18 protein-coding genes are annotated in these 23,205 nt (G+C 55.0%); 4 read left to right on the plus strand and 14 right to left on the minus strand.

The window, feature by feature from the left end; genetic code table 11:
• Positions 1–1,181: 1,181 nt before the first annotated feature.
• Positions 1,182–4,310, minus strand: coding sequence for a DUF3427 domain-containing protein (locus tag PHC90_01855; GenBank protein MDD3845086.1), 3,129 nt, complete (start codon positions 4,308–4,310; stop codon positions 1,182–1,184).
• Positions 4,311–5,333: 1,023 nt separating this feature from the next.
• Here PHC90_01855 and PHC90_01860 point away from each other — a divergent pair.
• The 3 genes from PHC90_01860 to PHC90_01870 all read left to right on the plus strand — a co-directional run bounded on the left by PHC90_01860 (position 5,334) and on the right by PHC90_01870 (position 7,182).
• Positions 5,334–5,615, plus strand: a complete 282-nt coding sequence (locus tag PHC90_01860) for a BrnT family toxin (protein MDD3845087.1) — start codon at positions 5,334–5,336, stop codon at positions 5,613–5,615.
• Complete coding sequence (locus PHC90_01865; GenBank protein MDD3845088.1) at positions 5,602–5,859, plus strand: hypothetical protein; 258 nt, start codon at positions 5,602–5,604, stop codon at positions 5,857–5,859. Before PHC90_01860 ends, PHC90_01865 begins: the two co-directional genes overlap by 14 nt.
• Positions 5,860–6,159: 300 nt before the next feature.
• A complete protein-coding gene (locus tag PHC90_01870; protein ID MDD3845089.1) occupies positions 6,160–7,182 on the plus strand; it encodes a hypothetical protein in 1,023 nt (340 codons plus the stop codon).
• 181 nt (positions 7,183–7,363) lie between these two features.
• On the opposite strand, the gene PHC90_01875 is transcribed toward PHC90_01870, so the two are convergent.
• The 13 genes from PHC90_01875 to ppcB form a co-directional block, all read right to left on the minus strand.
• Entirely contained in the window at positions 7,364–7,822 is a 459-nt protein-coding gene (locus tag PHC90_01875) for a nuclear transport factor 2 family protein (GenBank protein MDD3845090.1), read from the minus strand.
• A 145-nt stretch (positions 7,823–7,967) separates the two neighbouring features.
• The gene (locus PHC90_01880; protein ID MDD3845091.1) at positions 7,968–8,528 is read right to left on the minus strand and encodes a UbiX family flavin prenyltransferase; all 561 of its coding nucleotides are present in this window, start codon (positions 8,526–8,528) and stop codon (positions 7,968–7,970) included.
• Complete coding sequence (locus tag PHC90_01885) at positions 8,525–8,911, minus strand: hypothetical protein (GenBank protein ID MDD3845092.1); 387 nt, start codon at positions 8,909–8,911, stop codon at positions 8,525–8,527. Before PHC90_01885 ends, PHC90_01880 begins: the two co-directional genes overlap by 4 nt.
• Positions 8,912–8,927: 16 nt before the next feature.
• Positions 8,928–10,157 carry a Tm-1-like ATP-binding domain-containing protein gene (locus tag PHC90_01890; protein ID MDD3845093.1) on the minus strand — a complete coding sequence of 410 codons (1,230 nt, stop codon included), beginning with the start codon at positions 10,155–10,157 and terminating at the stop codon, positions 8,928–8,930.
• 20 nt (positions 10,158–10,177) lie between these two features.
• Entirely contained in the window at positions 10,178–11,242 is a 1,065-nt protein-coding gene (locus PHC90_01895) for a PEP/pyruvate-binding domain-containing protein (protein MDD3845094.1), read from the minus strand.
• Between the two features lie 93 nt (positions 11,243–11,335).
• On the minus strand, positions 11,336–13,177 hold the full coding sequence (locus tag PHC90_01900; GenBank protein ID MDD3845095.1) for a PEP-utilizing enzyme: 1,842 nt from the start codon (positions 13,175–13,177) through the stop codon (positions 11,336–11,338).
• Positions 13,178–13,200: 23 nt separating this feature from the next.
• The gene (locus PHC90_01905) at positions 13,201–13,848 is read right to left on the minus strand and encodes a hypothetical protein (GenBank protein ID MDD3845096.1); all 648 of its coding nucleotides are present in this window, start codon (positions 13,846–13,848) and stop codon (positions 13,201–13,203) included.
• A gap of 16 nt (positions 13,849–13,864) precedes the next feature.
• Entirely contained in the window at positions 13,865–16,216 is a 2,352-nt protein-coding gene (locus tag PHC90_01910; GenBank protein ID MDD3845097.1) for a molybdopterin-dependent oxidoreductase, read from the minus strand.
• 17 nt (positions 16,217–16,233) lie between these two features.
• A complete protein-coding gene (locus tag PHC90_01915; protein MDD3845098.1) occupies positions 16,234–16,704 on the minus strand; it encodes a (2Fe-2S)-binding protein in 471 nt (156 codons plus the stop codon).
• Entirely contained in the window at positions 16,701–17,648 is a 948-nt protein-coding gene (locus tag PHC90_01920; protein ID MDD3845099.1) for a xanthine dehydrogenase family protein subunit M, read from the minus strand. Before PHC90_01920 ends, PHC90_01915 begins: the two co-directional genes overlap by 4 nt.
• A 37-nt stretch (positions 17,649–17,685) precedes the next feature.
• On the minus strand, positions 17,686–18,933 hold the full coding sequence (locus tag PHC90_01925) for a Tm-1-like ATP-binding domain-containing protein (protein MDD3845100.1): 1,248 nt from the start codon (positions 18,931–18,933) through the stop codon (positions 17,686–17,688).
• Between the two features lie 2 nt (positions 18,934–18,935).
• Positions 18,936–20,582 carry an AMP-binding protein gene (locus PHC90_01930; GenBank protein ID MDD3845101.1) on the minus strand — a complete coding sequence of 549 codons (1,647 nt, stop codon included), beginning with the start codon at positions 20,580–20,582 and terminating at the stop codon, positions 18,936–18,938.
• A gap of 27 nt (positions 20,583–20,609) precedes the next feature.
• Positions 20,610–22,016, minus strand: coding sequence for a phenylphosphate carboxylase subunit beta (gene ppcB / locus PHC90_01935; protein ID MDD3845102.1), 1,407 nt, complete (start codon positions 22,014–22,016; stop codon positions 20,610–20,612).
• A gap of 288 nt (positions 22,017–22,304) precedes the next feature.
• Between ppcB and PHC90_01940 the strand changes: the two genes are divergently transcribed.
• The gene (locus tag PHC90_01940) at positions 22,305–23,201 is read left to right on the plus strand and encodes a LysR substrate-binding domain-containing protein (GenBank protein ID MDD3845103.1); all 897 of its coding nucleotides are present in this window, start codon (positions 22,305–22,307) and stop codon (positions 23,199–23,201) included.
• Positions 23,202–23,205: the final 4 nt, after the last annotated feature.

Genomic DNA, 23,205 nt, shown 5'->3' on the forward strand with positions numbered 1-23,205 from the left:
TCGCAGACACAGGAAGTGGGGGAAACCCGCAGATCTTAACGCAGCAAAGAAAGGCAGGAACAAGGAGGGAACCGACGGCCTATTGACAGATGAGGAAATCTTTATTGTTGACTTTGGTTAAACCGGAACGTCCCCTCCACGCCTCCAATTAGGGAAACTACGATCATTAGGGGGGTCTTATTGGGTATCAGGTACATCACTATCGCCCAAACCCCAAGTCCGCATGCTAGCAGCAGGTCAATACGCATAATATGCTATAACACTAGTCTACATTATCACGTTATGTCAAGCTAACAATCACCAAATTATCGACGGCATTTCGCTGTCCTGTCACTAATTCACTGCATTCCTGTATGTTTCAACTGAGGAAGAAATCAGAAACACGGGAAGCATACACAAGAGGGTTGTGATCCCGCAGTGGCGGATGGATGGCTTGTGAAATCTTCGGACCTCTTTATGAGCTTTTCGGAGGCCACAATTTGAATATTCCTCCAGCCCCCCCCTCAGCCATTATGTGACATTTCTCAACATATTTAAGGCTAACGGGAGATACTTAACTACTTGTTATTGTTAAATAACTGTCCTATGTCCCATAATCTTGTCTTGTCGCATAATCACCTGTCCCATTATTGTCCCACTATCCATTGACTATCAATTGTGCATAACAGCCACCATCAATGCTCTACAGATACACAACTGTCTTCAACTTTTCCAATTCCTCTGATAACGAACCCCACTTTTCAACCAAATTTTCCAAACCTCTCTTAAATGGGTTTTTCATCCAAGCCCAAGCGGCCCAAAATCCTAAACCCTTCTAAACCCCTTGTATTGTGAGGTATTTGTAAAGCAACCGTAAGATTAGTAAAGATCCAGTTCTTTAGAAATCAGGGATTTAGAAATTTTCCAACCCCCCCTGAGAAGATAAAGTGGGGCGGGTTTGTATGGAATATATTCTTTATCATCCCCCTTGCGGGATTGAAGGTTCCCGGGGATCCCTGCAGTCTCACGGAACCCCGGGAAGGTCTTTGCCTTCCTCGTTATGCTCTCTGTTATGCCTCCAGTGAGGAGCATAGCGACGAACGGGCGTGAGACAGGTCTTTTGTTTTTGGAACGGGGGGTTTGGGCAACAGGCCGTGAAAGATCTGACCGCAACTCAACCGTACAGTGGGGACCCCTGAAAACTATCCTCCTCTCTTGTTTTCCTCAAACATCTCAACCGGCATTGAATATCGTAATCGCCACACTATTCTGATTGGCCGTTCAGCTTCGTAACTTACCAACTCAGCTGGACCAAGATAGGTAAACGGAACCGTGAGGTTGTTTCGCTTTTTCTGATCGCGGGCAAAAACCAAAATCGTATAACCTTTTTCCTTATGATTGATAAGATTTTGTCCCGTCTCGGATTCTTGAGATGTGTTTGATTGCGATTCCCAATGAAGAAGCTCCCTGCTGATGGGGTAGTCCGCATACATGGTGCTCGGCGAAAATTCCCTTTCGGTTTTCTGATACGTAATGAGCAGCGCATAAGCCTTTATTTCCGGAAGATGAATAAGGCCCACTCCACGCAATCCTGCCGTTTGCAGCGTCGCTTTCCCCATATTGGCCTGAATGTCTTTCATACCATACTGCGCGTGCAACTCCATGGAACATAGAAATGGCAGTTCAGGGATTTCTCCTAAGACTCCAGTTCCTGACTCGGCCCATTCAGCGATTTCATTCAAGTCCTTTAGAATGGTGGCATTAAGAGTCATGCGTCTAAATGAGTCCTCAAATGTATCCATACCAAGAAGCGGCCCAGGTTTTCCCCAGATACGATAATGCATGGATAGGGCGGCATTGCCCACGAATGCGAGTGCACCCGCAGCATCACCTTCGGACAGCCTCTCTACAGTCTTACGCACGACCAACAGTTCCCTTGGTCCCGAAATGGAAAGTACCCGGATCAAAGCTGGTTTGAGCTGTGCGAGATCCGGATCGTTAGGAACCGGACAAAGCCGCGCTCTTGCCTTCCAACCAGACCACGTGTCTCTCGAGAGAAGAACCTCGGGCTCATAATCGTGATAGCGCACAAAATTACCAAACGTAAGTGGCAGGTTACTATCGTGTTCGAAAGTCTGAATTCGCTCGGGAACTGCAATTGCTATCTTTCGTAAATTGAAACGAATGTTCTCTAGAACATATTCACGCGCGATACGATCAAGTTGTATTGAACATCCTGGCGGAAGATGAGGAAAACCAAGTTCAACTTCCCGATCAACTCCGAAACGGCGCTTTGGCAGAAGCGCTTTCAGTTTCGTGTCAACCCGATAGCGGCGGTGCGCTTGGCCCACAAAATCGAGCACCGTAAGACACTCTTTTTTAGGTGCGTGCCTAAGACCCCGGCCTAGTTGTTGAAGAAAAACCGTAAGACTCTCTGTTGGCCGCAAAAAGAGAACAGTGTTTATGTCCGGGACATCAAGTCCTTCGTTGAACACATCTCGTGCGAAAAGAAACGTGATGTTTCCATCACGGAAATTACGCAATAAATTCGTTCTTCTTTCACTGCCCGTATCCCCTGTTATTACGTCTGATGGAATGTTTCTTTCATTAAACATCCGCGCCATATATTCTGCATGCTTTACCGAAACACAAAAGCCAATACCTTTTACCCGCGCAAGGTCTGGCTCGTAGCGCAACAGCGAATCTATAACCGTTTCGACGCGCTTCAACGCCAATGCATGGGCACCCGTATACACATTCTCCAGTTCTTGAATATCATACTTGCCGCCCTTCCAGAATCGATCGGCATTAAGGGCTACAGGATCGGCAACACCAAAGTAGTGAAATGGACAAAGCAATTTTTCTTCAAGGGCTTCCGGCAGGCGGATTTCGGCCGCAAAACGATTCTCGAAGTCGGCAGCAACGCTCTTTCCGTCCATGCGTTCTGGTGTGGCAGTCAGACCAAGAAGGATGCCCGGTTTGAAGTGATCAAAAATAGGTCGATAGCTGTCCGATGGACCATGGTGAACTTCGTCAACGACTATGAAGTCATAAAAACTAGGCCCTGTCTGTCGCCACAACTGACGAGAGGAGAGCATGTCCACTGAACAAAAAAGATGGTCGTTGCGAGAAGCCTCATAAGGCCCGACAAGTAGTTCACCGAAATCTCCTATGCGTAGAACATTTCTGAAAGTTCCCAATGCCTGTTCCAGGATTTCCTTCCTGTGGGCAACAAAAAGAAGCCTCGCTTGCCTGTGGTTCTCTTCAAAGAATCTCTTAAAATCGAAAGCTGCTACAACGGTCTTTCCTGTGCCGGTTGCAGCGATCACCAGATTTCGCCAACACCCATGAATTCGCCTTTCTACCGTTAGCAAATCCAAAATTCTTTCTTGAAAAGGATGCGGCCGCAGGTCAAAAAAAGTAGCAACCATAGACTTTTGCGGGTTTCGAGCATAACGTATTGCATCACGAAGAACCTGTGGAGTCTCTGGATCAAAAACAACGAATTCCGGACTGTTCCAATATGTTTCAAACTCGGCAGAAAACTTCTCCAGAATATGCGGCATATCTTGAGCGGTGACTTTAAGGTTCCATTCTAGACCACTAGTCATTGCCGCATTGGACATATTTGCCGAGCCAATATAGGCCGTTGAAAAACCTGAGTCTCGTTGATAATGATACGCCTTGGCATGAAGGCGTGTTCTTTCCGTATCGTAAGATACCTTGACTCTAATATTTGGCCTTTGTGCGAGCCACTCAATCGCACTTGCATCAGAGGCACCCATGTAGGAGGTCGTTATTAGCCTCACTGGGACATTTCTCCCTCTGAGTTCCTCAAAAGCGGCCATGAGAAGTCGTAAGCCCGACCACTTAATAAACGAAACCAGTATGTCCACCCTATCCGCCGATCGCATCTCCCTCTCCAACTCGTGAACTAGCTGGGGCTCGCGTGGTGAACCGGTAAACAAACTGCTTTCTACGATAGACGTTTCGGGGCGTGGAACGCCTTGTCTAGCATAGTGAGGCGGCGTTATTTCGGATAAAATCTGCTTTTCTGCAGACACAAGTTTATGCTTCTCAAGATAGGTTAGCCTAGAATCATCAGAGAGAAGGGTGGTTATACGATTACATAGACGAAGCCGCTCATCTGGTTCAGTCACCTGTCTCAAGGCGCTTTCAACAATCTTGGCTACAAACGCCGCGTAACGTGCCGGCTGTTCCTCAACGTCGAGTTTTGACAGAACTGCTCGGAGGTCTGGATTACGCCGAAGAACGCCAAGTAGTCTCTCGTCAAGCAACGCATCGTAAAGCCCATAGGAAAGATTGTCCATATTACGTGGCGCCTGTGGCATCAACATATTCCTTGTTGCGCAGCTTGCGGAATAGATCTGGAGGTCCTATCCGGCATTTGATTATTGAAAGCTTTTCTGCTCCACGATACAACACGCTGATTGTGGTTGCCATAGTGCTTCATCGAATCCTTCTCATCTAATGTGAAGGCTCGGATGTCTATCTTACGTTGAAATAACTGGCGAGCTCTTGTTTATATGGTACACAAACCGTGCACGAAATGCATCTCTATTTTGCCATGGGAGGGTGACAACAGTATGGCATACCAGCAGGCTCGTGTGGTCACCCATTAGAGGGCACTCTGTCGAGAATAATATTCCCCCGCTGCAAATAACTCTCGTTTTTGCAGGTTCTTTGGTTTTGTTCCAACGCACTGTCATTCCCATCCGTCGCTCCTTCCCTGCGCCCGCTTTCTCGAATGTTTCATGCTCATGGCCGGCAATCCGGTCTGCGTCAGTCACCCATCGGGATCAGGGTCCATCAGTGAACCCCTGTCGTTTCTCAACGACGCAGAGAATCGTCGGTTCCCTGCCGTGTCCAGGCGCTCCTGGGGTCAGGTCTTGTATTTGACCATTTCTGTTTTCTCTGCGGGGTCGGAGGGGACGTCCTGAACAATTAAGAAGCTCCTAATCCTTTCCACTTCTTTACGGCAAGCTGTGCAAAAGGATAGATGCTCTGTCCAGGGTAAAACCTGTAACTGCCTTCATCTAGTGCCGAAAGGACTTTTCGCGAACCGTGACTTCGAGCATGGCCAAAAGGCCACGCGCAGGGAGCAGGAAGGGAAATTAGTGTTTCGGCGGAGATGAAGGCCATGTTCTTTCCTTCCCGATTGACCACAGCTTCGAGCATCACCGAAGGCTGCATGCAGGAGCCGAGAAGACAAGAGGACGTCAAAAGGGAAACTCTCCAGGTACCTTTTTTTGCGTTTCGGAAGTAATACCCAAACAGGCAGGTGAGGTAGTCCTGCCAGTTGCCTATTTCACATATGATGGAGCCATGATATAATGAACGGCGTAACTTTTGAATGGGACCCAGGAAAAGCCATGTCGAACCTGCGCAAACATAACGTATCCTTCGATGAGGCCTCTACCGTATTTGGGGATCCTCTGGCAATAACATTCCATGATCCCGACCATTCTCTCGACGAGAATCGTTGTGTCACGTTCGGGCTGTCCGAGCACAACAGGCTGATCGTAGTAGCCCATGCAGAACGGGGACGAAGAACGAGGATTATCAGTGCCCGGCCGATGAACCGCAAAGAAAGGGAGATATATGAAGAAGGCTAAGAGCGATGACGAGCTTCGTCCACTATATACTCGTGAGGATTTTGGCAAAGGCATCCGCGGCAAACGTTTCGAAGCTTACCGCAAAGGCAGTAACCTCGTTCTCCTCAGTCCCGATGTGGCGAAAGTCTTCCCCACCGATGAGGCTGTCAACGAGGCATTGCGGTCACTGATCGACCTTGCCCGGAAATCGACAGGCCTCAAGAAACGCGCTCCCCGGACAACCAGGGATAAGACCACGGCATAACTCCGTCTAATTAAGAACCGTTCACGTCTTTTCTCGGGCGGAGGGGACGTTCTTGTCTTTCGTCGTTAACCCTCAAGCCATTCAAGCGATTCAAGCCGTCTTTTCGCCATCATCCTCTTAAGTTATGCCCGATGAAGGCGATACACGTTTTAATAGCGTTTCACCAAGAACAATGAAATAATACAGTGGAGCATGAACTTCGGAGGCGTTGGCGGGTCATCGACCGGGAGAACTGACTTATGCCTGTTCTGCCGGCAACAATGCTACCTTCATAGAATACACTTGTAATCCCGCCGGGACATGAAAAGCCAACTTCTCATACTGATCTCTGAAGCAATGATCGTCTATTTCCTGGTGCTGTGGGCGCATTCCTTGCGTGATCGATTCGGGCTGGCCCATTTTTACGCCCTGATGGGAGGGATCACCGCGGTCATGTCATGGGTGACCGATGCCGGCGTCACGGTGCAGGTTTCCGGTATCACTTTCATGGTCGGGTCCACCGTCTTTTACACGTCGCTGCTGCTGGGCGTATTTGCCGTGTACATATTCGACGGGCCCCACGCCACCCGCATCGCCATATCTACCGTCGCCGGGGTGTCCGCAATGGTGCCGCTGATTGCGCTCACGCTTCATCTGCAGACGAAGGTCATCGGCAGCAATGCCCTGGTATATGTTCCGATACCGAGTTTCAGGATCAATGCCGCTTCGGTGGCCACCACCGTGGCGGACCTGATCTTCCTGGCGATGGCATGGGAGTTTCTCGGCAAGACCAGGTTCAACCGGCTCTGGCTGAGGGCCTTCATCACCCTGCTCGGCGTGATGTGGCTGGACGTGCTCCTCTTCGCCACGGGTGCATTCCTCGGCAGTCCGGACTATGTGAACATCATGAAGGGCACACTGCTCAGCCGCCTCATCATCGCGGTCTTCGCCTTTCCCTTCCTGTACCTCTATCTGAACTGGCAGAACTCAAAGAAAGGCAACCCCATAGAGAACCGGCCCGTGCTCGCCATCCTCAAGGAGGTGGCTGAGGTAAGAATGGAACTGAACCTTGCACAGAAGGAGATCCAGCGGCGGCAGGAGGCTGAAAGGAAGAACGAGGAATTGGTCCGGGAGCTTAAGCAGACGCTCTCGGAGGTCAAAACCCTGCGCGGTTACCTGCCGATCTGCTCCCACTGCAAGAAGATCCGCGACGATCAGGGATACTGGCAGCAGATCGAGATATACATGCGCGACCACACCGAGGCCGAGTTCTCCCACAGCATCTGCCCCGACTGTGCAAAGAAGCTCTATCCCAATCTGGCCAGGAGAAAGCCAAAGAAATGATGCCACATAAACCTCACCCTTGATCGTCATTCCCGCGAAGGCGGAAACCCAGGAAAGTCGAAGGAGGGGAGAATAGCTCTGGATCCCGGACCAAACCCGGGGTGACGGCATGGGAAGGCTCGTGGGGTGCCCTCTGGGTGATTATCAGGTCTTGTATTTGGTCATTTTCATCCAGCGCGCATCACTCCCCGTCTCCGATCCGCTCCCATCTGGCCGAGGTGACTTTCCATCCGCCCGATTCCTTCTCCAGCGACACATCGAAGCGATAGACACCGAGCGATTCCGGGATCACGTCGGTCGGGGAACCGGTCTTCTTCCCGCTGGTCAGAACGGTCTGAAACGCGGCCCTGGCCGATGGGCCATCGACGGATATTTTCAGATACGTGATATATGCGGTTATCTTCGGATGCCCCAGAAAATATCCGAGCAGCACCCTCCTGACGGCGTCGCGATCGAACCCCTGAGGATCATTGTACGTATCCGCCAGATGATTGATGATCTTCTTGACGTCCTTCTCCTCAGCCGCCGCCTGCACGTCCGTGATGACCTTCCCGACCTTCTCCTCCTCGCTCTCCTTGCTGCAGCCAGGGACGGCAACAACCATAAAGAAAACAAGGCAGACCATCGCAAGACGTTTCATGGCACCACTCCTTACAATAGGGATACCTCACCTCATTATTCATCACAACATTTTTCTGCCAATGTGCCACGTGTGGCGCGTCTCCCGGGCTCCTGCAATCATACGTTTTGGCGGAAGACGATGAGGACTGTTGCTGTTGCCGTTCTTACTCTCCCTGCCACCTCTTGAACAGGCGGTGGTCGATATCCATAAGGTCCAGCATCTTCCCCACGGAGTGGTCGATAAGGTCTTCGATCGTGTGGGGATGGAAGTAAAAGGCCGGTATCGGCGGCAGGATGATCCCGCCAAGGTCCGCCACCTTTGCCATCAGTTCAAGATGTCCCTTGTGCAGGGGGGTCTCGCGGACCGCGAGGACAAGCCTTCTGCGCTCCTTGAGCACCACGTCCGCCGCCCTGACGACTAGATTGTCGTTGTATGAATTGGCTATGGCGGAGAGGGTCTTTATCGTGCAGGGGGCTATGACCATCCCATCGGTCCTGAAAGAACCGCTCGACACCGACGCCGCCAGATTGGTCGCGTCGTGGACCCTGGAGGCAAGCTTCTCCACGTCTTCCACGTTGCGGTCTGTCTCACATTTGATGTTCGCCTTCGCCTGTGCGGACAGAATGAGGTGACTCTCGATATTGAAATCCCTCAAGACCTCGAGGAGTCTGATCCCGTAGATCACCCCCGTCGCGCCCGTTATCGCCACGATGATCCGCTTCATTTCTTTCGCGCCTCCTCCATGATCCTTGCCGTCAGACCCCGGCACATCCCGATCACCTCTTCTATGCCTTCCGGCGTTATCCGGTCCCAGTGAAGACCTGCGATCACGACGACCCTGCATTCCAGGCCGCGGGACAACTCCTGCGCCATGGTCTTCGCAACATCGTCCTCTCTGTGTCCGGGGAACGTGTAAACAGAGGACGTGGCGCTCACCTTGCCGGCGTCGGCAAGGCTCGGCCTCGGTTGTGCCATGCCTACGGCCCCGATGTGCGGCTTGCCTCCCTCGAGGACAACGACCATGTCGTCTCCCATCCTTCGCAGGGCGGCCGATACCCTGAAGCCGCCCCTCTCTTCGACGAGATCCGTCATTGCCGTGCCTGTCATGCTTCCCCCTTACGTTTCAGACCGCCGTGCCGCGCCGCGCCCGGATCATCCCGTCGATGATATCAACGGCGCGGCGCGCAAAGGCGGGATCGCTGATGTGGACATCCATCTCTTCGAGGGCAATGTCCTCTCTGAGGCGTCTTTTCAATTCCCCGGAGAAGATCCTGTCCACCCCGGGATCGTAGAGTTCCTCTCCGGGCCTGTCCGCCTCCGAAAAACCGCCCAGCGGTATGAGCACAAAGGCCGGGCCCCTGGAATCGTTTAATCTTTCGGCGATGATCCCGGCAAATGCAATCATCTCTTCCCCTTCCATGCGAACGCAGAACCTGTCGTCGTGATCGCGGCGCCTTCTGCCCTTGAGCCTGTCGGGCATTGGATAGAATGGGCTGAAGACCGCGTTGTCAAGACCACCGGGGGCCACAAGGAGCGGCACGCCAGCCTCGCCCGCAGCCCGGAACCTCTTCTGTCCCATCCCCCTGCAATAGCCGCCGAACATTTCATCCGCTATCTCGTGGGACGTGAGATCAAGCACGCCCTCTATGAGGCCTTCGCCTGTCATCTCCTCCATGGCCATTCCACCCACACCGTTTGCGTGAAAACCGATCATCTCGTAACCCTTTTCCTCGAGAAGGGGTTCCACGTTCATGGCGCAGCGCGAGTTTATCCCATAGGCGGTCACGGCCACCATCGGCGCAGGCTTTTCCTTTGCGTCACCTGCTCCCACCATGCCGCATACGGCGCGGGCGGCCTGTTCAAGGATGCGGCGGATAAAATGGTTCCACCCCAGAAGGTCCGCGACACTGTGGAACATGACAATGTCTTTCGTCCCCACATACTGCCTTACGTCGCGTGAGGCAACGGTGGAAACCATCACCTTCGGCATTCCGAAGGGCAATGACCGCATGACGGCGGTGGCAATGGCGGTACCGGTACCGCCTCCAAGACCAAGGATGCCGTCTATCCTTCCTTCTTTGCAGAGCCCGCGGACAATGGCAATGCTGCCCCTTTGCATGGCCTCCACCGCCTCCGAGCGACCGAGTGAGGCGGATGTCCCTGCGGCCGTGCCCGAACCCGCCGCCGCCAGAACATCTTCGGAGGGAATATCGGCCTGCATCGGCGGCCCGGCCGTCGTTCCCACGTCCATTACGAGAGTATCCACCCCGGCAGACCGGACGCATTCCCTCACGCAGTCCGCCTCTTTTCCTTTCGTGTCCAGAGTGGCCATTATAAGCACAGTCTTTTTCACCGCCCCTCCGGCGTTCCTTCCTACTTCAGCTTGACACCTGTCAGCAGCTGGCCCAGGATCCTCTCCATGGGGTCTTTCTTCCTTTCCGTCCGGGCTGTCACTTCCTTCTTGCTCCAGACGGATTCGGGCCTCACCTGCAGTATGATGATGTTGTCCGGAAATTGCATATCCGCATCGATGCCAAATTCGATGTCGTATGCCTTCCCGTAGTAGTCTTCTATCAACTTGCCCAGGCGGCAGAGTTCCCGCACCTCCTCCGGGGAGACGCAAAGTCTCTGGCGCATGTCATCGGGCACATCCGCCTTTATGATATCGCTCCCGTCCCGGCGGTAGATGCACCTGACCTCCTTGCTCCCCACCGTCGTCTTCACCGGGTCGAGGGTGATCTTGTCCACAAGAAATGTGTCAGGGGTAACAAGGCCGCTCACCACCGCCTCGCCCAGGCCGTAGCTCGCGTCGATGGAGATCTTCGACGGATCTCCGTTAACTGGATTTATGGTGAATATGATGCCGGACACCCTGGAATTGACCATCTTGGGGATGCCAACCCCTATGTTGAAAAGAAAGCCCATTCCCTTGTTGGCGCGGTACATTATGGCTTCCACGTTGTAGGCGCTGCTCCAGCACTTCTTCACGTAGTCGATCAGGTCCCTCTCTCCCCGGATATTCAGGTAGGTCTCCATCTGACCCGGCATTGATATGGCCCCGCTGCTCCTCACCGCAACGGGAACATCGGTACCCCCCGACATTTCACGGAGCCTCCCGTAGGCGGCCAGTATCTCATCTTCGATCTGTGCCGGTATCGATGCCGGTTCAATGAGGCCTATGGCGTATTCACTCGCCTTTTTCGTCGTTTCGAAGGTCACGGGGCCAAGGTCCTTCAGGCGTGCCTCGATCTTTTCCTTTATCCCCGTATCGGTGATGAACCTGTCGTTGGCGTATATGGTAATGGAGAAGCCGGGGCTCACCCTGATGCCCGCCTTGATCATCTCGCCCAGGTTGGCATTTTTCTTCCCCACAAAGTTGAAATCCTCTCCCTGCGTTTCTTCATACCACAGCGTGTATCTCGTTTCTTTGCCTGACATCCTTTTCCTCCTTGTCAGATCCCCCCATGCGGGGCGGGAACCGGATGGTTTACGGCCGCCCCGCACAAAGGGAGAGGAAACAATAACAGCCGGTTAAGTCTTCTCGAGAATGGTCACAAGGCCGCTGTCGCCGTCTATCCTGATGAGGTCTCCCGTCTTGATGAGATGGGTCGCCTTTCCTGTCCCCACCACCGTGGGGAGACCATATTCCCTGCAGACTATGGCGGCGTGGCACATGGGCCCTCCAACGTCGGTCACGGCCCCCGCTATCTTTACAAAGGCCGGCGCCCAGCTTGGCGATGTGGTGGTGGCGATGAGGATCTCCCCTTCCTTGAGATCGGAAAGTTCCGAAACATTCCTGAGAACCCTCGCCCTTCCCTCCACAATCCCCGAGGAACCGGGCGAACCCTGGAGCTCTCTTTGTTCTCCTTCTCCATCGCCTCCGCCCTTGAGCCATTCACTCAGCACGTCGGTGGTAACCCCCCAGAGCACTATGGTGAAAGGCTCCGTCACGACATCGGGCGGCACCCCGAGTGCCGGAGGCGGCGCCCAGTCCCTGAACTTCTTGTAGATCTCCTTCCTCCACGAGATCTCCTTCGGCCAGTACGAAGGCCCCCGTGCCTTGACGCCGGTGGCCCATGCCGTGCAATAATCCCACAGCGCCTGCTTCACCTCATCCCTTTTCAGGTACCAGATGTCCTCGACGTCCTCAATGAAGCCTTCCTTCTGCAGAATCCTGCCGATCTGCCGCACTTTGTTCCAGAAGATGCTGTGGAACCAGTGCTCTATGTAGAAGAGGTGATCCTCAACATAGGGGAAAACGGTCCGTGCCACCGCCAGGGACTGCTCGAAAGCCTCCCGGTCATCGTCCGTCTTGATTAGCTTCCTGTATTCCTCAACGATCCTGTCACGCTCTTTCACGAGCTTTTCCGTGGGGCGCCCGACCTCTTTGCCTTCCTTAAGGCTCCTGATATGCATCCTTATGGCATCGAATGGGATGTCCAGATTGTCGTTCCAGCTGATATGGTGGTGGTACCAACCCGTTCCTGTCGATATGTAGAACCAGGGGTAGCGGGCTTTCTCCATCTCGGCGAGCCAATCCTTGCCTGCGGGAGACTTCTCCAGTTCCGCCGTCAGCCCGGCAGCGTCAAGCGGCCTCATGAACAGCTCTTCAAGTCCTGTGCCGATGGCAAGCCTCGCCAGCCTGATCAACTCCGAATCAGGCTTGTACATGACAACATCGATACCGGACACCATCTTGGTCAGGGTCGATATGGGGATGCCCGGAAAGATCTGGTTCGTGGTGTTGATGAAGGTCACGTACGCCGCATACCCGAGATTGAGGAACTCAAAATGGTATTGCCAGTTAAGGAGCCCCATATTGATGAGATCATCATACCTCTTGAGCAGATCGAAGCCGCTGCCCTTGCCTACGCCTTCGGTAATGACGGAGATGTCCTCCATTTCGGGCAGTTCGCTGAAGCCAAGCGCGTCCAGCTCCGCGATCAGCGCCGTCACCTTCTTCTTCCAGTTCTCGTAGAGCCTGTCCCAGTTCTGGTAATAGTACCCGGCCCTTTCAAGGAAATGGGGCACCCTCTTGGCCACCACGTCCTGGTCGGGTATGCCGACGGGGGTGATATACACATAGCCGTTGACGATGCGGTGGTCGATCCCGAGCGCCGGCGGGATTATGAAATGTCTCGTGTTGTACTGGGACAGCGCCAGGGACCACGCCTCGTCCCATATGAGGTCGAACGGGTAGTGCGGCTCAGGGTAATGAAGACCGTCATAATACCAGATCTGGCTGCTTTCGAACGACTCCCTTTCCGGATCATCCTTCGAGAACTGATACTGGTAAGGATACATCCTTTCCCATCCCTGCGTACCCTCAATAACCGGCACGTCATGGGGATCCATAAATCTTGATCCAGCCATAGCTTCCCCTCCCCTTTTTCGTGTTAAAGTCTGAACCATTTCGGTTCATCAAAGCGTTCCGTACAACGCAGGATCCTGCTCCTGTAGTTGATAACGTATTCCCCGCGCAGCTTGAGGGTGACTCTCCTGAAGTCCTCATTGTTGAGGAGCCTCCCGATGTCGATGGGGTCCATGAAGGTAAATTCCGCTATGATCTCGGAAAACCCCCCGAAGAGAACGTTCCACCCGCCGGTCACTTCCAGGTAGTCGAGCTTCTTCATCGCAGGAATGTGCTCGTTGACGATAAAATCCGCGTACTCCTTCATCACCCCCGGTTTCAGATCATAGTACTGGTTGAACTTCCATACCCCTTTCTGAATGGAATACTTCTCGTGTTTCACGTTCCCCGTGGGTTCGTAGACACCGGAGACATAATTGTACACGAGCGATTTCAGGGCCCTGGTCAATTCCTTGAACTTTGGAGCGGTCACAACCTCCGTGAGATGCGCGAGGCTTTCCGCCACATATACGGCAACGACCTTCGGCCCGAAACCAACCTCCACGTAATAGCCTCCCACGGGATAAAAACCCTTCTCCTCGGTCTCCGGTATATACCTGTCCGTGATGAATTGCGCGTATTCGCTCTCACTGCCGGGGATCAGGTCCCAGTGCTGGGTAAACAGGATCGACATAACGTCACACCTCCTTTCATTTTTGTTTCTTTGCCTTCATCGCGTTGAAGAGCCGCTCCGATGTGATCGGCAACTCCGATATACGCACCCCTGTCGCATCGCAGACGGCGTTCAGTATGGCGGGAATGGTGGGCATGATCGCTCCCTCACCGACCTCCTTCGCCCCGAAGGGACCATTCGGCTCATTGCTCTCAATGATAATGGTCTCCACATTGGGCATATCCAGGCAGGTTGGTATGCGGTATTCTCCGAGGGTGGGGTTCGCGACACGCCCGCCGGCGTCGAACTTTATCTCTTCGAAAAGGGCCTCACCAAGCCCCATGGACAGGGAACCCTGCATCTGACCCTCCACGTTGGTACGGTTGATGGCAAAGCCGCAATCATGGGCGTCGGTCATCCTGTCAACGGTCACCTGCCCCGTTTCCATGTCCACCGTCACCTCCACCACCTGGGCGGAACAGCCGTAGGCTGGAGACGTCCCCACCGCCGCCCCCTTGTACTTGCCTCCAAGTTCGCCCGGCTTGTAGGCCCCCGTACCCACGATCGTCCCCCGTGACAGGTACGCCATGCGCGCCGCCTCGACAAAGGTAAGGTGATCACCCGTCGGGGGATCGGCCCATCCTCGATGTTCCTTGACATAGCCGGTCCTGATCACTGAAAAATCCACACCGTCCCTTTTAAAAAGGACCAGGCCATCCTTGATATCCATTTCATCCACGGGTATATCCATTCTCTCCGACAACACCTCGAGCACCTGTCTCTTCGCATCCTCCGCCGCCTGTTTGACGGCATGGCCCGACATGAGCGTCTGCCGTGACGAATACGCGCCCAGGTCCACGCCGAAGTCAGTATCGCCGGATGCTATCTTCACGTCGCCATACCTGACCCCCAGAGCCTCGGCGGCCATCTGAGTCAGGACCGTGTCCGACCCCTGCCCGATCTCCGCCGCGGGGGTATAGACATTCACGGTACCCCCGTCCTCTGAAAGCTTGATCATCGCGGTGGAATGGAACGTCTCGGACCGATATATGGGAAAACCGGCGCCGGAGACAAAGAAACCGCAGGCAACCCCTATTCCCTTCCCTCTCTGGAGCTTCCCCTTCTTTCGTTCCCACCCCGAACCATCCCGCACCGCATCCAGGCATTCCTTCATTCCCAGGCTGCTCATGTTGAAATCGTTGCAGGTGACATCCCCCCTTTGCATGATATTCCTCAGCCGCATCTCGATGGGGTCCATCCCCAGTTCCTGCGCGATCATGTCAAGCTGCTGCTCCCATGCGGCGCGGGCCGCAACACCGCCGTGGCCCCTCTGCGCGCCGTTGGCCGGCTTGTTGGTATAAATACGGTACCCATCGTACTTCATGTTCGGCAGTTTGTAAGGAGCCCCCAGAAGTGACCCGGCGTAATAGACCGTGGCGATGCCGAAGCTGGAATATGCACCGCCGTCAAGATAACAGGTGTTCTTCAGGGCCATCAGGGTGCCGTCCTTTTTTACTCCCGTCGTCAATTCGTGGAAGAACTGGTGGCGTGCGCGGCTGTGAAGGAAGACCTGCTCCCTGGTGAAGGTCATCTTCACCGGCTTTCCCGTCCTCATGGCCATAAGGCATGCCGTCAGCTCGAGGGTGCTCGCAGACGCCTTTGGCCCGAAACCGCCGCCCACATACGGCTGCGTCACCCTCACCTTCCCCACGGGCAGACCGAGCACCATGGCAAGGGTCCTCTGGACATAGTGCGGCACCTGTGTGGACGAATGAAGCGTGAGACCATCGCCGGGATCATAGACGGCAAGGCACGCCTGAGGCTCGAGAAACGCCCCGTCCTGTTTCTTGTTCACGAATTTATCGGTCCTGATATAATCACATTCCTTGAAGGCCTCTTCCGTGTTGCCGAACTCCTGATGGACCTCGGCCCCTATGTTGTTGGGATAGTCTTCATGTATTGCCGGGGCCCCTTCCCGTATTGCCTCAAAAGGATCGAGAACCAGGGGCAGTTCCTCGTATTCCACCTCGATCAACGCGGCTGCCTCCATGGCCGTCTCAAGATCCTCGGCGGCAACCGCCGCGACCTCGTCCCCGACATATCTGACCTTGTCGACACAAAAAATGGTCTCGTCGTATCGCGCCGGGCTCACTCCGAATTTCACAGTCCCGGCCTCCCGCGCTGTTACCACATCTTTCACGCCGGGAACTCTTTTCGCCTTCGACGTGTCGATCTTCTTTATCCTCGCGTGGGCCACAGGACTCTGGAGAAGCACTCCGTAGAGCATCCCCGTCATGGAAAGATCGTCAGCGTAGCGTGCCGCGCCCGTCACCTTGTCACGGGCGTCCACCCGTGGGAGCCTCGTATTGATGACACTGTATTCCTTCATGGTCAGCTCTCCTCCTCCTATTTCTTCATCAGTTCAGCCGCAAGACCGACCGCTTCGACGATCTTCTGGTACCCCGTGCACCTGCAGAGATTTCCCGACAGCGCCGACCTGACCTCCGCTTCGGAAGGGTCCGAGCGCCTCTCGAGCAGCGTCTTCGCTGAAAGGACCATTCCGGGAGTGCAGAAACCGCACTGGATCGCCCCGTGCTCCACAAATGCCTGCTGGACGGGATGCAGATCCTTGCCCGCAGAGACACCTTCTATTGTCACAATCTCGCTGCCGCTGACCTGGACGGCAAGGACCAGGCAGGAATTGACACACCGGCCATCAAGAACGACCGTGCAGGCGCCGCAGTCCCCGATCCCGCAGCCTATCTTCGTTCCCAGGAGACCAAGGTCTTCCCTGAGCACCTGCGCCAGCGTCCTGTTCGGCTCCACCGCTATTTCATAGGCCTTCTTATTCACAACAAGGGTTACCAGTTTCTTCATTCTCCACCCCTTTCACCGGATTGACCGATTGCCTCGTTGAGGGCGCTCCGCAGCGTTCGCCTGGTCAGCACCTCCACCATGTCACAGCGGTACTGCGCGCCGCCGCGGATATCGTCTATCGGCTTGCACTCCTTTGAGGCGATCTTCGCCGCGTGGTCAAAGAGTTTTTCCGTCGGCCTTTCTCCTATCAACGCCTTCTCTGCACGAACGGCATGAATGGCCTTCGGGGCCACGGAACTCAAAATGATCCTTGCGTCCTTGATGGCTCCTTCGGGGCCGTCAAGGGTGATCCTCGATGCCACCGCCACGATGGCGATCTCCAATGACCTGCGGTGCATCAGCTTCAGGTAATCTCCGCCGGTAAAGGGAGGCGGCCCATCTATCACGATCTGCGTCAGTACCTCCGCCGGCCTGATCACCGTCTCACCGGGACCTTTGAAGAATTTGTCCAGGGACACCTCCCTCTCCTGCCTCCTGCTTTTCAGTATCACTCGCGCGCCCATGGCCATAAGCGGCGGCGGCAGGTCCGCGGCGGGTCTCGCACTCACGATGTTCCCTCCTATCGTCGCCCGATTCCTGACGAGGGGAGAGCCGAGCACCGAGGCCGCCCTGGACAGTATGTTGAACTTTTTCCTGATAAGATCGAACTCAACGAGCTTTTCGACGATAAGGTGAGCGCCTATGGAAACTCCCCCGTTCACAGGCTGGATCTCGGACATGCCGGGTATCTTTCCAATGCCCACCAGGCACCCGGGAGCGATCAGGCCCTTCTTCATGTTCACCAGGATGTCGGTGCCGCCCGCGATTATCTTCGCGGACGTCGCGGACGTCTTGAACTGGTAGAGCAGCTTGCATGCCTCGGCAATGTCCCTGGGTTCGTAATAATCAAATTTCGGCAGCACGTGCATCATCGATACCTCCTTCTTCGTCCCCGTCGTTCGCATCGTTCCCCATGAAAGACACCGGGCCTTCCAATGTTCGTCAGGCGCACTTGAGCCCCCCGCCGGATTGGCCAAGAATCTCCATCCCGGCGCTTATGACGGATCTTGCGAACGCCGGCTCCTCCATGTTGGCGTCTATCTCCATTATCTCGATCTTCGCCGTCGCGTGCTTTCTGAACTCATCTACAAAACTCCTGTCTTCTTCGGGATCATAGGTGGCGCTTCCCGGCACGTCGACGGACGACCAGCCCCTCATGGGTATGATGACCTTAACCGGGCCGCCCGCCGCGTTCAGTTTTTCCGCAAAGGCGCGTCCAGCGGCCCGAAGTTCATCGGGCGAAGCCCTCAGCCACGTTCTGAACCTGTCGATGTCGTATTTCCTTCGCGCCTTGTGGTCCTCGGTGTATTTTGATTTCGGCGGCGTTATGTGGTTGACACCGCAGGTGGAAATGATCTGCGGTATGCCTGCCTTGCCCGCGGCCTCCATCCTGTTCGGCCCCGCATCCCTCATTCCGCCCACGAGGTGCTCCATCACCGCGCCCGGTGCAAGGTCAATGACCGCGTCGAAGAGACCCTGGGACACCATGGTCTCCATCGCCCGATCGCCGATACCTGCTGCAGAAAAACCCGTCACCTGGTGCCCCTTCTCTTCGAGGGCAAGCCTCACGGCGCTGGCGCATTTATCACAGGGCCCCAGCATGGTAATGGCAACCGCTTTCGCGCCCCTGCTTTTCTCTCTCGATGAAAGCGGCGCCGCGTCGGCCATTGCGCATATCCCCCGTGCCGCCCTGTCGATGACGTTTCTGAGCACATCGCCAAGTCCGGCTATCTCCACCACCGAGTGCATCAGCGCGATATCTCCGGTATCGATGTACTTTGTGGACATGCCGGGCAGGGCCGCCGTGGACGACACCATCAGCTTGGGAACACCGAAAGGCAGTGCCCGCATCACGTCCGTCGCCATCAGGGAACCGGTGGACCCTCCTATACCTATGATCCCGTCAAGCCTTTTCTCCTTGAACATGCCAAGCGCTGTTATCGCCGCCCCCTTTGTCATTATGGCGGTGTTCTTCGCCCTCTCGCCGGACGCGGCGATCTCCTCCATGGTGCTTCCCGCTGCCCGAGCCACCTCGTCGGGGGTGATATCGGCGGAGGCCTCTCCTCCGCCCGGCCTCATCGAGATGTCAAGCACGACAGGAGATCCACCGAGGCGACGTATCATATCGCGCAGGTAAAATGTCTCCACGCCCTTGGTGTTCAGGGTGGAGATGATAAGGATCGTCTTCATTGTTATCCCCCGGAAACCTTTCTTTCCATCTCGGCCTTGAGCACTTTCTTGTCCACCTTGCCGGAATCACCGACGGTGGGAAGAGAATCGACCGTCTCGAGCCTCTCGGGCAGCTTGAAAGCCGCCAGTTTTTTCTCTTTGAGGAAGGTGACCATCTCGTCTTTTGTGAAGGTCTGACCCGCCTTGAGCACCACGCAGGCACACGCGCGCTCGCCCATTTCCCTGTCGGGATACCCGACGATGGCCACGCTCGCCACCTTCGGGTGTTCGTTGAGGATGCCCTCTATCTCGGCGGGATATATGTTCTGTCCTCCCCTGATGATCATGTCCTTCGATCTGCCCATTATCCACAGGCAGCCGTCCCCGGATTTCACAATATCGCCGGTCGTCGTCCACCCGTTCTTGTCGAAGACCGGCGCCGTCGATCCGGGGTCGCGATAATACCCGGCCGGTGCATGCGGCCCACGGAACCAGAGCTGCCCGGGTTCTCCGTCGGGCACCTCATTGCCCTCATCGTCAAGGAGCCTCAATTTGTTGCCTGGCAGCATCCTTCCCACCGTCCTGCGGCGTATCTCACCCGGGTCATCGATTGAACAGCCCGACACGGAACCGACGTCCTGGGTACCCAGATCGCTCGTTATCGTCGCCTTGAACCTTCTCTCCGCCTCTTCGGCAACCTGGGGAGGCAGATAGCCGCCCGCGCTCCTGATGAACCTCAGCGAGCTCAGGTCATACCGGGTCTCGTCCACCTCGAGCATGCGCACCAGATGGGTGGGCACGACCCCTATGGCGGTGGCCTTCTCTTTCTCTATAAGCTTCAAGGCCCCTTCCGGGTCGAACTCCTCCATCATGACCGTTTTCGCTCCCACCAGCGGGGCGGCGAAATAGGTGAGGGTCCCCGCGGCACCGCCTGCATGGGGGGCAATGGCCACCGTGATATCATCCCTGGTCAGGCGCCATATATCGACCCTCGCCTTTGACGTGCAGACCCTTGAAGCGATGGGCCATTCCACCAGCTTGGGCAGTCCCGTGGTGCCCGTCGTGCTCGTCAGAAGGCCTACATCGTAATAGGCGCTGAACTTCCTCTCATCGAGCCTTGCGTATTTCGACTCGTCGACGTTCTCGTTCGCCAGTTTGAAAAGGGAATAGGAACCGTCGGGAGCACCCTCGGGCACCTCTTCGTCGAAAAGGAAGAAATACTTCAGGTAGGGTGACGTCTTCTGCAGTTCCCTGTACATCTCAAGGTAATTGAACTTGCGGTAGATATGGGGAATGGCCACGGCAACCGCCTGGGTCCTCTCCACCATGTAGACGAGTTCCTTCTCTCTCAGGTAGGGATAGACCGTGAGCGATATGAGCCCGGCCCTGTCCGCCGCTATCCTGGAAATGAAGCCATAGACGCTGTTGGGTGCCTGGATTATTATCCTGGAATCTTTGGGTATCCCCATGTCGACCCACGCGCAGGCAAGGTTGTTGAGCATCTTCCATGCCTGTTTCCATGTCACCCGGTACCTTGAGTCGATAAGGGCCTCACGGTCTCCCAGCTCCATGGCATTGCGCCTCCAGAAATCGGAGAAGACCTCATCCGTCCAGTAGCCGTCACGTTTGAATTCGTCGATCATTTCATCGGTGTATCTGATTGGCCTCATGATAACCCCCCTGATCTTAAAAGTACTTTACAGCCCCAGTTCCTCCCACCTTCCCTGGATCTTCTTCACCATCTCCGGGTCCAGTTCCACCGGCAGGGGCTTCTCCTTCCATTCATAGGGAATGGTCGCATCCATGATGATCCTGCCCGTGATGTCCCTGGAATCTATGGGAAGCGAAGGGTCAAGGGGTGTCGAACGGCCCCGTCTGATGATCTGGCAGCGGTTGGGCTGGAACCTGAAACTGAGCGCGTAGAGCACCCTCGGGATGTCCCAGGGATCGATGTCCTCATCGACAACGATGACCGTCTTCAGACCGTACGCACCCATCTCCGTGGAGATTGCGGCGGTGCCGACCTGGTCGGCGTGCCCGGGATACATCTGCTTCACGGATATGATGGCAAGGAACCTGCCCGAACCCTCCGGGGGGCAGTACACAGCCTTGATGCCGGGGATTTTCATGTCCGTCAACTGCTGCCACAGCGTTGCGCCGTAGGTGAGGGCCATGGTCATGTGTGTGTCCGTAACGGCACGCCCAACGGTTGTCCCCCAAAAGACGGGGTTGTTCCTGTACGTTACGCATGTCACCTGTTCGAAGTTCCGCTTGTCCGTCCCCACACCGGAGTAGTAGCCGGTGTACTCACCGAAGGGACCCTCGTCCATGAAGGTCTCGGGGTCCACGAAGCCTTCGATGACGATCTCCGCCGTTGCGGGAATGGGAAGGTCGACCGTCTCGCCCTGCACCACCTCGATGGGTCTGCCCCGTACGGCCCCCGCAAAGTCGTACTCGCTCACGAAGGCGGAAAGCCGCGCGGCGCCGGTGAGAAAGAGGAGCGGGTCGCAGCCGACGATGGATGCCACCGGCATAGGCTTCTTCAAGGCGGCATATTTTTTCAGCATGATATCGGAATGCTTGCCCTTGATGAACTGGGTGCCGATCTTGTCTTTCCCAAGAAGCTGCGCCCGGTATGTCCCGAGGTTGACCCAACCCGAATCGGGGTCTTTTGTGATGAAAAAGTGGGCGGTACCCATGAACCTGCCCCCATCCCTGGGGTAGTAATGGGGCGCAGGGAACTTGAAAAGATCGATGTCGTCACCCTTCATGATATTTTCCTTGCAGGGCGCCCGCGACCTGTCCACGAATTTAGGCGGAACAAGCGTCTTTCCTTTTTCTACCCAGTACCGCATAAGGTCCACGAGACTGGATTCCGAGGGCGCACCCATGATCAGGGCAAGCCTCTGCGTCGTGGTGCAGACGCTGGTGATGACCGGCGAGGTATAGCCCTTGACGTTCTCGAACAGAAGCGCCGGTCCGCTTTTTTCTTCGTTCAGTTTGGCAATATGGGAGAGCTCGAGGTTCCAGTCAACTTCGGCCTTCACCCTTTTGAGCTGGCCCACATTTTCGGCATCATGGATAAAATCTCTCATGTCCTTCATGGGTGGCCCTCCTGATCGTTTTTTCACATCATGGAAAGATAACGGAATAATGTCAAATACATATAAATTATGTTGCGCATAAGAAAAACTTATGTATACTTGTTCATATAGCACTCAATAGAGGTTGCCGCCCGCAGCGAACAGACATAAAGACTGACGTTGCGAACCACTCTTCCTGAAACCACCGGCCCCTGAAGCGATCCTGAACGGGCGGACATGGATTATTCAACTGATATCTGAAAAGCAGCCTTTCTTCTGTCCGATCGCAACGACTGCAGGATGGTGGTCATGAACCTGAACCAGTTGAGAATATTCTACGAGTCGGCAAGACAGCACAGCTTCACCAGGGCGGCGGAACACCTTTGCGTAAGCCAGCCGGCCGTCTCGTCCCAGATCAAGCAGTTGGAGGCGATAACACGCCTGAAACTCTTCACCAAGGTGGGAAGAAAAATATACCTCACCGAAGCGGGTGAGGTGCTCTTCGGTTATGCACAGAAGATCTTTCAGCTTGAACTCGAGGCCGAAGACACCCTCGACAGGATAAGAAGGGTACAGACGGGGGCGCTGCATGTCGGGACAACAAAGACATACGCACGTTTCCTGATGCCCAACTACATTTCCATGTTCCATGCACTCTATCCCGGGATCAGTATTCATCTCAGCGAAGGGAGTTCAATGGAGATGATGCAGAGTCTTCTCCACATGAAGAACGAACTTGCCATCGTCGCCAGTGATGAGAACCCGAGATTCCTCAACAGCATCATTTTCCGGAAGGAGAATATTCTTCTCGTCATCTCACCGGACCACCCCCTTGCGAAAAAGGGGTCCGTCAACCTTGAAGATGTTTCGAAGGTACCGCTCATCATGAGGGAAGAAGGGTCGGGAACAAGGAAGATCGTCATGGAGGCGTTCAGGAACAAGGGATTGACACCCACAATCCTCTACGAGGCAAGCAACCTCGAGTTTACCAAGGAACTGCTCAAGCGGGGAGAAGGCGCGTCGTTCATCGTCGAGCCCGTCGTGCACAATGAACTGAAACAGGGTGTCCTGAGGGAAGTGAAGATAACGGACACACCGCTTTCAATGGATGCCTACATCGTTTTCCTCAGCGAAAAGAACCTGTCAAGGACGGCGAGCTGTTTCATGGACATGCTGGTAAAGAGATCGCAGGAAACAGTTCACTGACCCA

This window comes from Syntrophorhabdaceae bacterium (genome assembly GCA_028698615.1).
Lineage (GTDB): Bacteria > Desulfobacterota > Syntrophorhabdia > Syntrophorhabdales > Syntrophorhabdaceae > Delta-02.